The organism is Streptomyces viridosporus (assembly GCF_002078235.1).
Lineage (GTDB): Bacteria > Actinomycetota > Actinomycetes > Streptomycetales > Streptomycetaceae > Streptomyces > Streptomyces viridosporus.
Genome location: NZ_MSGP01000477.1, coordinates 1 through 8,977, shown reverse-complemented (window position 1 = coordinate 8,977; position 8,977 = coordinate 1). Strand labels below are relative to the sequence as shown.

General features: G+C 75.0%; 9 protein-coding genes. 3 read left to right on the top strand and 6 right to left on the bottom strand.

From position 1 onward, the window contains the following. Positions 1–180: 180 nt before the first annotated feature. From cseC to B7L92_RS29615, 5 genes are all read right to left on the bottom strand, one after another. Positions 181–1,527, bottom strand: a complete 1,347-nt coding sequence (cseC, locus tag B7L92_RS29635) for a two-component system sensor histidine kinase CseC (protein ID WP_081240437.1) — start codon at positions 1,525–1,527, stop codon at positions 181–183. 8 nt (positions 1,528–1,535) lie between these two features. Continuing rightward, complete coding sequence (gene cseB, locus B7L92_RS29630) at positions 1,536–2,234, bottom strand: two-component system response regulator CseB (RefSeq protein WP_081240436.1); 699 nt, start codon at positions 2,232–2,234, stop codon at positions 1,536–1,538. A 143-nt stretch (positions 2,235–2,377) separates the two neighbouring features. Further along, positions 2,378–3,013 (bottom strand): hypothetical protein, encoded by a 636-nt coding sequence (locus B7L92_RS29625; RefSeq protein WP_081240435.1) that lies wholly within the window; start codon positions 3,011–3,013, stop codon positions 2,378–2,380. Then, positions 3,001–3,540, bottom strand: a complete 540-nt coding sequence (locus B7L92_RS29620) for a SigE family RNA polymerase sigma factor (RefSeq protein ID WP_081240434.1) — start codon at positions 3,538–3,540, stop codon at positions 3,001–3,003. The genes B7L92_RS29625 and B7L92_RS29620 overlap by 13 nt, the downstream gene beginning before the upstream one ends. 341 nt (positions 3,541–3,881) lie before the next feature. Further along, positions 3,882–4,817, bottom strand: a complete 936-nt coding sequence (locus B7L92_RS29615) for an HhH-GPD family protein (protein WP_081240433.1) — start codon at positions 4,815–4,817, stop codon at positions 3,882–3,884. Positions 4,818–4,958: 141 nt separating this feature from the next. Here B7L92_RS29615 and B7L92_RS29610 point away from each other — a divergent pair, with 141 nt between their 5' ends. Together B7L92_RS29610 and B7L92_RS29605 are read left to right on the top strand one after the other, a co-directional pair. Then, complete coding sequence (locus B7L92_RS29610; protein WP_081240432.1) at positions 4,959–6,584, top strand: sensor histidine kinase; 1,626 nt, start codon at positions 4,959–4,961, stop codon at positions 6,582–6,584. Beyond that, the gene (locus B7L92_RS29605; RefSeq protein ID WP_081240431.1) at positions 6,581–7,246 is read left to right on the top strand and encodes a response regulator; all 666 of its coding nucleotides are present in this window, start codon (positions 6,581–6,583) and stop codon (positions 7,244–7,246) included. The genes B7L92_RS29610 and B7L92_RS29605 overlap by 4 nt, the downstream gene beginning before the upstream one ends. A 6-nt stretch (positions 7,247–7,252) precedes the next feature. Here B7L92_RS29605 and B7L92_RS29600 read toward each other — a convergent pair whose 3' ends face one another. Then, entirely contained in the window at positions 7,253–7,906 is a 654-nt protein-coding gene (locus tag B7L92_RS29600; RefSeq protein ID WP_174704039.1) for a phosphatase PAP2 family protein, read from the bottom strand. A gap of 174 nt (positions 7,907–8,080) precedes the next feature. Here B7L92_RS29600 and B7L92_RS29595 point away from each other — a divergent pair, with 174 nt between their 5' ends. Continuing rightward, positions 8,081–8,947 carry a hypothetical protein gene (locus tag B7L92_RS29595; protein WP_081240429.1) on the top strand — a complete coding sequence of 289 codons (867 nt, stop codon included), beginning with the start codon at positions 8,081–8,083 and terminating at the stop codon, positions 8,945–8,947. Positions 8,948–8,977 lie beyond the last annotated feature (30 nt).

Here is an 8,977-nt window from a genome sequence, read left to right as displayed (position 1 = left end):
CCCACCGCTGACACACCTGGGACCACGGAGGTCCGGGACACGCGTCCCCGACCCTCCTCCGACACCCCGGTGCGCCCGGGTGACCGAAACGACGACGACCCCGAGGACGGCCCCGTGCCCGTCCCCGGGGTCGCTCTCCGTGTCCCGGAGGGACCACGACGGTCCGCCGGCCGCTTCCCCCTACTGCGGCGGCAGCGGGTAGCTTCCCGTGTTCGTCGGCGCGTGCTCCGGCAGCCAGAGCACGGCGGCCGCGCCCTCGGCCGGTACGTCCTGCGGCGCCCCCGCCGGCCGGACGTTGCGGAAGGTCAGCCGGGCGCCCAGCACCCGTGCCTGTCCCGCCGCGATGGTCAGGCCCAGGCCGTGGCCGCGGCCGGCCCGGTCCCTGCTGCCGGTGCGGAAGCGGCTCGGCCCTTCGGCGAGCAGGTCCGCGGGGAAGCCGGGCCCGTGGTCGCGGACCCGGATCACCCGGCCCTCGACGGTGACCTCGATGGGCGGCCTGCCGTGCCGGGCGGCGTTGGCGAGCAGGTTGAACAGCACGCGTTCCAGTCGCCGGGGGTCGGTGGTGACCTCCGACTCGTGCACCACCAGGACCGTGACGTCCGGGTCCTTCGCCGCCACCCGCCGGGAGACGAACTCGCCCAGCAGGATGTCCTGCAGTTCGGCGCGCTCGGAGGCGCCGTCCAGCCGGGCCACCTCCAGGACGTCCTCGACGAGGGTGCGCATGGCCTTGGCCCGGTCCAGCACCAGTTCCGTCGGCCGGCCCGGCGGCAGCAGCTCGGCGGCGGTCAGCAGCCCGGTCACCGGGGTGCGCAGCTCGTGCGCGATGTCGGCGGTGACCCGGCGCTCGGCCTCCAGCCGCTGCCGCAGCGCGTCCGCCATGGCGTCCACCGCGCTGGCCAGGTCGTCGGTCTCGTCCCGGACCACCCCGCCGATGGCCTCCCGCACCCGGACGTCCGTCTCGCCCCCCGCGACCCGGTTGGCGGCGGCGGCCGCCTTGCGCAGCCGGCGCGACAGGTGGCCGCCGATGAGCACCCCGAGCGCGCTGCCGCCCAGGACGGCCGCGATCGAGCCGATCACCAGGGCCCGGTCGAGATCCTTGAGGATGTCCGAGCTGCGGTCGGTGAAACCGGAGTGCAGCGACATCACCTGCCCGTTCTTCAGCGGCACCGCCGCCCAGATGTCCGGCGACCCGCCCGGCCGGTCGGCCACGTAGGTCGCCCGGCGGCCCTCCCCGACCTTCTCCCGGAGCTCTTCGGGCAGCTCCGGGTCGTTGATCTTGGTGTTGGGGAAGTTCAGCCGCCCGGACAGCTCGTAGTTGCGCTGGGCGATCATGAGGCGCTCGTCGGCGAGGCTGCGCGCGTTGTCCAGCATCGACACCCGGGCCGCGTTGTGCACCACCAGGCTCAGCGCGACCGCCACCAGCGCGCCGACCAGCGCGATGGCCGCGCTCAGCTTCCAGCGCAGCCCCGTGCCGATGCCCACCCGGTCGACGCAGGCCGCCACCAGGCGCCGGAAGTACCCCCGCATCCGTCTGCTCAGGCCTTCAGTTTGTAGCCGAAGCCGCGGACCGTCTCGATCCGGTCCTGGCCTATCTTCGTCCGCAGCCGCTGCACATGGACGTCCACGACCCGGGTGTCACCGCCCCAGCCGTACTCCCACACGCGTTCGAGCAGCTTGTCGCGGGAGAGGACGGTGCCCGGCGCGGAGGAGAACTCCAGCAGCAGCCGCATCTCGGTCGGCGTCAGCGCCACCGGCTCTCCCGCCCTGCGCACCTCCATGCCCCCGGTGTCGATCTCCAGTTCGCCGAAGGCCAGCACCCCTGAGCCGTCCGCGGCGGCCGACTCCTCCCGGCCGCCGTTCGCCCGCCCGAAGCGGCGCAGCACCGCGCGGATCCGGGCGACCAGGACGGCACCGTCGAACGGCTTGGTCACGTAGTCGTCGGCGCCCGCCTCCAGGCCCAGCACGACGTCGATGGAGTCGGCGCGCGCCGACAGCATGATCACCGGGACCGTCGACTCGTCGCGGATGCGGCGGCACAGGCTGACCCCGTCGAGGCCGGGGACCATGACGTCGAGGAGCGCGATGTCCGGCCGGTCGGAGCGGAACGCCTCCAGGCCGGACAGGCCGTCGGGCATCGCGGTGACCGCGAAGCCGTCCCGCTCCAGGGCGAGCTGGGTGGCCTCGCGGATGACGTCGTCGTCCTCGACGAACAGGACGTGGGTCTGGTCTGCCATCCCGGTGCTCTCAGTTCTCGTTTCGGTCTCGGGCCGGTGCGAGCGCTTCCTCCTCGCCCACCCGAAGGACGCGGGGGCCGTGCGGAGGGTTCACCCGTTCATCGGTCCGGGCGGCCCCGGCGGTTCACGGTGTGAGCCGGCTCTCAGCCGTCGGGCACCGGCATCGGCTCGGTGCCGCCCACCTTGCCGTAGTCGTTGTGCGTGCGGTACTCCTCGGTGAACCGGCCCGCTGTCCAGCGGTAGGTGATCACGTCCTCGCCGGACGGGCTCGACACCGGGTCGCCCCGGTCGTACACCTGCTTGGTCACCACCAGGTCCCCGCGGTCGATCTCCGCGTACACCGGGGGCTCCTCGGCCGCGAACACGTTGGTGTACGCACCGCCCTCGTCGCGGTACACGTACGAGCCGATCCCCACGGCGTCCCCGCAGGTCAGCACGTTGACGACGACGTCGTCGGCGGTCCCTCCGGTGAGGTTGCCGTAGCTCACGTCGACGGGGTACTCGTCGGCGACGCACGGCTTGAGCCCCCGCTTGACCTCGGCCGAGACCGCCGGGTCGGCCTTGACCAGCCGGACCGCGTTCACCCGGGCGGGATCCGTGGCCGGCACGGGCGAGGGGGCGGAGCTCGCCACCGCCTCCGCGTGCGCCGGGCCCTCGTCCCGCGCGCCGGTGCCGCCCGTGCCGCAGCCGGCGACGAAGAGGCCCGCGGCGCCGAGCACGGCCGTCGCCGTGGTCGCCGCCCGGGCCATGGTGCCCCCCGCGCCGGTCAGGCCGCGCAACGCTCCCGCTCCTCACGCTCCAGCGCGCGTGCGTCCAGATCGCGCGCCTCGAGCTCCTCGCGGAGCCGGTGCAGCGCCCGGTGCAGCGTGCTCTTGACCGTTCCGGTCGACATGCCGAGGGCGGCGGCGGTCTCCTCCGTGGACATCTGCTCCCAGTGTCGCAGCACCACGACACCGCGCTGCTTCGGGGCGAGCACCTTCAGAATGTCCATCAGCAGGGCGCGGTCCGCGTGCTGCTCGGTGGCGTCGTCCACGCAGGCCTCCGGGAGCTGCTCGGTCGGCACCTCCTCCAGCTTGCGGGCGCGCCACCACTCGGTCCGTGTGTTGATCATGACGCGGCGCAGGTAGGCGTCGGCCAGCCGCTTGTCCTCGATGGTCTCCCAGCGGCCGTACGTCCGGGCCAGCGCGGTCTGCAGCAGGTCCTGTGCGTCGACGGGGTCCGGGACCAGACGGCGGGCGCTGCGCAGCAGCGCGTCCTGCCGGGTACGGACGTACTCCTCGAACTCGAGCACCTCGCCCTGCGCCATCGTGAACCGCCTTCCGCTCCCCGTTCCGGCCCGCCCGTGCGGGCCGGCCGCACTGCCTGTGATCCGTGGCCGTCGTGCCGTTGCCGGGCACGCGAACGAAGGTACGGAGGCCTTGTCACGGCGCTGTGCGAAGAAGCCTGCGGGCAGCCTGCGGCTGTCCGGCGGTTGTGTAACAGAAGGAGGAACGAGGGGGAACGGGGAGAACGGGGGGAACGCTGCGGAACAGGGAGGAGCGGGGAGGAACGCGGCGAAGCGGTGCGGTGGCGGACGAGGTCATGGGGCGGCCCGGCCGGTCGGCGCCGTGACCGCGGACGCCTGTACCCGGCCGCGCCGGCCGCGCGTCAGCTCAGCGGCAGCCGGTACAGGCCGCCCGGCAACGGCTCCACCAGACCGTCGGCGACGAGACCGTCCAGGGCGCGGGCGCGCTGCACCGGCTCGTGCCACACCCGGTCCAGCACGGTCTGCGGCACCGGTCCGTGCGTCTCCCGCAGGACGGCCAGCAGCCGTCCGCGGACCTGACGGTCCGTGCCCGCGTACGTCTGGCCCCGGCGCGGCGGACCCTCGTGGGCCGGCTTGCCCGCCAGGCGCCAGGCGCACTGCGCGGCGATCGGGCAGTGGTGGCACGACTCGTTCTTCGCCGTGCACACCAGCGCCCCGAGCTCCATGGAGGCGGCGGCCCACCGCGCGGCGGTCGACGCCTCCTCGGGCAGCAACGCGCGGGCGAGCCGGCGCTCGGCGGCGGTGGTGGCGTTCGGCGGGTACTGCACCCCGGTGACGGCGCGGGCGAACACCCGGCGGACGTTGGTGTCCAGCACCGCGTGCCGCTGCCCGTACGCGAACGAGGCCACGGCCGCGGCCGTGTACTCGCCGATCCCGGGCAGCGCCAGCAACTGGGCGTGATCGGTCGGCACGTCGCCGCCGTGCCGTTCCGTTATGGCGACGGCGGCGCCGTGCAGGCGCAGGGCGCGGCGCGGGTAGCCGAGCCGGCCCCAGGCGCGGACGGCCTCACCGGGCGCCTCGGCGGCGAGGTCGGCGGGGCGCGGCCAGCGGGCCAGCCACTGTTCGTAGACGGGCAGGACCCGGTTGACCGGGGTCTGCTGGAGCATGAACTCGCTGACCATCACCCCCCACGCACCGGCCTCCGGGCGCCGCCAGGGCAGGTCCCGGGCGTGCTCGTCGAACCATTCGATGACGGGGGAGTGCAGCGGCTCACCGAGAGCACGCTCGGACGCGGAATCGGCGGTGCCGCCGTACGGGGGCTTCGTAGGAGCAGTCATGTCCACTCGATCCTGCCATGCCGGGCCACCCCTGCGGGGGGACCGCCACGGTGCGGGGAGGGGAACGGGGTCCCGGAGGGTGACGGGCACCTGACGATCGACAGCAGTGGCGGCCCCACGGCCGCTTGTAGCGTCGGCGGCATGGAACGTGCCCGTTGCGCCGCGCTCGGCAGGGGCTGCCTGCTCTGGGCGGCCCTCGCCGCCCCGGCACTCACCGCGGACCGGCTCGGGCTGAACGAGCCGCGCCCCCTCGGGCAGCGGGCGGCCGACCTGGTCCTGCTCGCCGCCGCCACCGCCGTGTCCCGGCGCCGACCCCCGGTCGCCTTCGGCCTGGTGGCCGCCCTGAGCCTGGCCCGGGCGCCCGCGCTGTTCAGCCTCTCCTACGGTCCGGCGCTCGGCGTGTTCGCGCTGCTGCTCGGACTGCGGGCGGGCCGCGCCGCCCCCGCGGCGCTGTGCTTCGCCGCCGTCGGCTGTGCCGGCACCGTGCGGATCGCGCTCGCCGGGACCGACCCGGTCCCCGAGTGGCTGGTCCTGACCGGCACCCTCCTGTTCGGCTGCGTCTTCCCCTGGCTCGGCGGGCGCTACTGGCGGCAGAGCCGCCGGCTGGCCGAGGAGGGCTGGCTGCGGGCGGCCCGCCTCGAGGAGGAACAGCGCCTGACCGAGGAGCGCGCCCGGCTGCGGGAGCGGGCCCGGATCGCCCAGGACATGCACGACTGCCTGGGGCACGAGCTGAGCCTGATCGCCCTGCGCGCGGGCGCCCTCCAGGTCGCCCCCGACCTCGCCGGCCACCACCGGGCCGCCGCGGCCGATCTGCGCGCGGCGGCCGCCGACGCCACCGACCGGCTGCACCGCATCATCGGGGTCCTGCGGGAGGACGACGACGAGCCCGCGCCCCTGGCTCCCGCCGGCGAGAGCGTCGAGCAACTCGTCGCCCGCGCCGCCGAGTCCGGGCTGCCGGTGCGCTGGGAACCCGGCGGGCGGAACACCGCCGCACGGCTCGGCGGGCTCGCCGAGCGGCTGCTGCACCGGGTGACCAGGGAGGCGCTGACCAACGCGGCACGGCACGCACCGGGCGCGCCCGTCGTCGTGGCGGTGACGGGGGACGGCGTGCGGGGAGCGACGGTCACCGTCACCAACGGGCGAGCTCCGCAGGGGAGTTCCCCGTCCCCGGGGAGCGGCTCGGGCCTGACCGGACTGCGCGCCGCCGTGACCGCGGTCGGCGGCGCCTTCGAGGCGGGCCCGTACGCCGACGGCTACCGGGTCCGGGCCCACGTCCCGGCGCGGCCGTCCGCGGCGGCCCCGTCCCCGCGCCCGCCCTCCACCCCCTTCGCCCGGGCCCGGCGTCGCACCACGGCCGGTCTCGGCGCCGCCGCCGGCGCGGGCGTCGTCCTGGTCGGTTCGGCCTTCGGCTGGTACGCGTACACCGAGACGCACTCGGTCCTGGAGCCCGCCGCGTACGCGGGGCTGCGTCCGGGCGACCCGGCCGACGAGGTGGCGCGGGTGCTGCCGGAACGGGACGTCCGGGACCCGCCCGCGGAACGCGCGCCCGCGCCGCCCGGGGGCGCGGACTGCCGCTACTACCGGGCGAGCGGCGAACTCTTCGTCTCCGTCGACCACTTCCGGCTCTGCTTCGACGAGGGGCGGCTGGTCGCCAAGGACGTGATCCCGCGCGTCGGCCTGTCCGGCGGGGAGCGGGGAGGCCGTGGGGGAGACGAGGGACGTGAACGGCACGGGGAACACGAACGACACGAGGAGTCCGCACGGTGATCCGGGTCCTGCTGGCCGACGACGAGGCGATGGTGCGCGCCGGGGTGCGCGCCATCCTGGGGAGCAGCGGCGAGACGGAGGTCGTCGCCGAGGCGGGGGACGGGCGCGAGGCCGTCGAACTGGCCCGGGCGCACCGCCCCGACGTGGCCCTGCTCGACATCCGCATGCCCCGCCTGGACGGGCTCGCGGCGGCCGAGGAGATCGTCCGCGCCGTGCCCGGCACGGCCGTCGCGATGCTCACCACCTTCTCCGAACGCACTTACGTGGCCCGTGCGCTGGGCGGCGGCGCCACCGGCTTCCTGCTCAAGTCCGGTGACCCGTACGAACTCATCGCCGGCGTGCGGGCGGTGGCGGGGGGCGCGGCCTTCCTGTCGCCCACGGTGGCCCGGTACGTCATCGAGGGCCTCGGCGGCGCCCACGGCACCGGCCGGCTGGCCCGGGAGGCGGAGGCACGCGCGCGGGTGGCGGTGCTCAGTCCGCGCGAGCGCGAGGTGCTCGGCCTGGTCGGGGCCGGGCTGTCCAACCCGGAGATCGCCGCCCGGTTGCACCTCGTCGAGGGCACGGTGAAGGCGTACGTCAGCGCGGTCCTGGACCGGCTCGGGGTACGCAATCGCGTCCAGGCGGCGATCGTCGCCCACGAGGCGGGACTGGTCACGGCGTGAACCCGCTCAGCGGCGCCGGTGCGTCGCGTACGGCGGCACGCGGTGGGCGGCCGTCCCCGGTCCCGGCCCGGTGAACCACCGCGCGGCGGGCGACGACGAGGCGCGCAGCGCTCCCGCGAGCCGGACCGCCGGGCGCGTGGCCAGGCGCACGGCCGCGAGGGCGACGACCGTGCCGAGGAGCAGCCCCGCCACCACGTCGTGCGGGTAGTGCACCCCGACGAACACCCGGGAGAAGGCCGTGAGCAGGGCCAACGGGGCGGTCAGCCACACGAGTGCGCGCCGGACCAGGACCAGGGCGAGGGCCGAGGCGCCCGCGATCGTGGCGTGGTTGCTGGGGAACGACCAGTCGCCGTGCGGCGGGCACGCGGCCAGGGAGGGGGCGGCGCCGGTGACCGCCCGGCACGGGCGTTCCTCCGTGACGACGGACTTCAGCACTTCGCTGCACCCGTACGCCACAGCCGTGGCCAGAGGCGCAAGGGCCGCGATCGCGAACGTTCGTGGGCCGGCGTGCCGGGCACGCCACCAGCCGAGGACGAACAGCGCGACGAAGACCAGGAGTCCGACCTCGGTCCCGATCTCGGCGGTGTGCCGTACCCACGGCGGGGTGTCGTGTGCGAAGCCGGTGATGTCGCGGTAGAGCCCGCTGTCCACGAAGTCCATGGTCACGGACCGTAGGCGGAAGACCGGAACGGTCACACCCCGCGATCGTCGTGTGCCGTACCCGACGAACGGCAGGGGCAGCAGGGCGGTTTCCGGAATGATGATCCGGAAAAGATGTGGTCTTGGCGGCGGGTGGGACGGGCGAACGCGCCGATCTCTCGTACAGTTTGCGCCGTGGGATCTCTGCGCAATCCGGTCGGGCCGCTTCCCTCCTCCATCTACTGGCGAAGGAGGGTCGTACTGCTGTCCGTACTGGCCTTGTTGGCATTGGTGATCACCTGGGTGGTCACCGCGGGCGGCGGGGGCGGCGACGGCCGGGGGAACGGGGCCAACGGCAAGAATCCCGCGCCGTCCATCACTCCGGGACCGTCGGGTTCGGGACCGGCGATCAGCCAGGCGCCGGGTGGACGTGACGAGCCGGGGTCCGGCGGATCCGGTGGGTCCGGTGGGTCCGGCGGCTCGTCGTCCGGGAGCGGGGACGACGGGGCGGGCGGCGACCCCGCGGACTCCGGTGGCGCCGACGGCGCGGACGGTGCGGACGGCGGTGCGGAGGGCAGCGCGGGCGGCGGCTCCGAGGGCGGTACGTCGTCCGGGGTCGGCGCGGGTGACGCGCTGCCGTCCGGATCCGGCTCCGGACTGCCCAACTGCACGGCGACCGCGGTCAAGTTGAACCTGCGCAGCGCCCGCAACGCCTACGAGCCCGGTCGGACGCCCACGTTCCTGCTGACCGCGCGGAACGTCTCCGACGGTGACTGCAAGATCGATCTCGGGCCGGAGAACACGGTGTTGACGATCGCTCAGGCGAGTGCCGACGACGCGTACTGGGCGTCGGACCACTGCCCCGAGGGCGCTCGGAGCCTGGTGTTCCGGGTGCCGGCCGGCGAGAGCATCACCTACACCGTGAAGTGGGACCGCAAGCCGAGCGCCGAGCGGTGCGCGACCCCGCCGGCGGGGTCGGCCGGTGCGGGGACGTACCTGGTGGAGGCCAAGGCGCCGGGGTTCGCGAAGCTGCAGACGTCGTTCGTGCTGGAGAAGGACTGAGGCGCTCTGCCGCTCCCGGCGCCGGGAGCG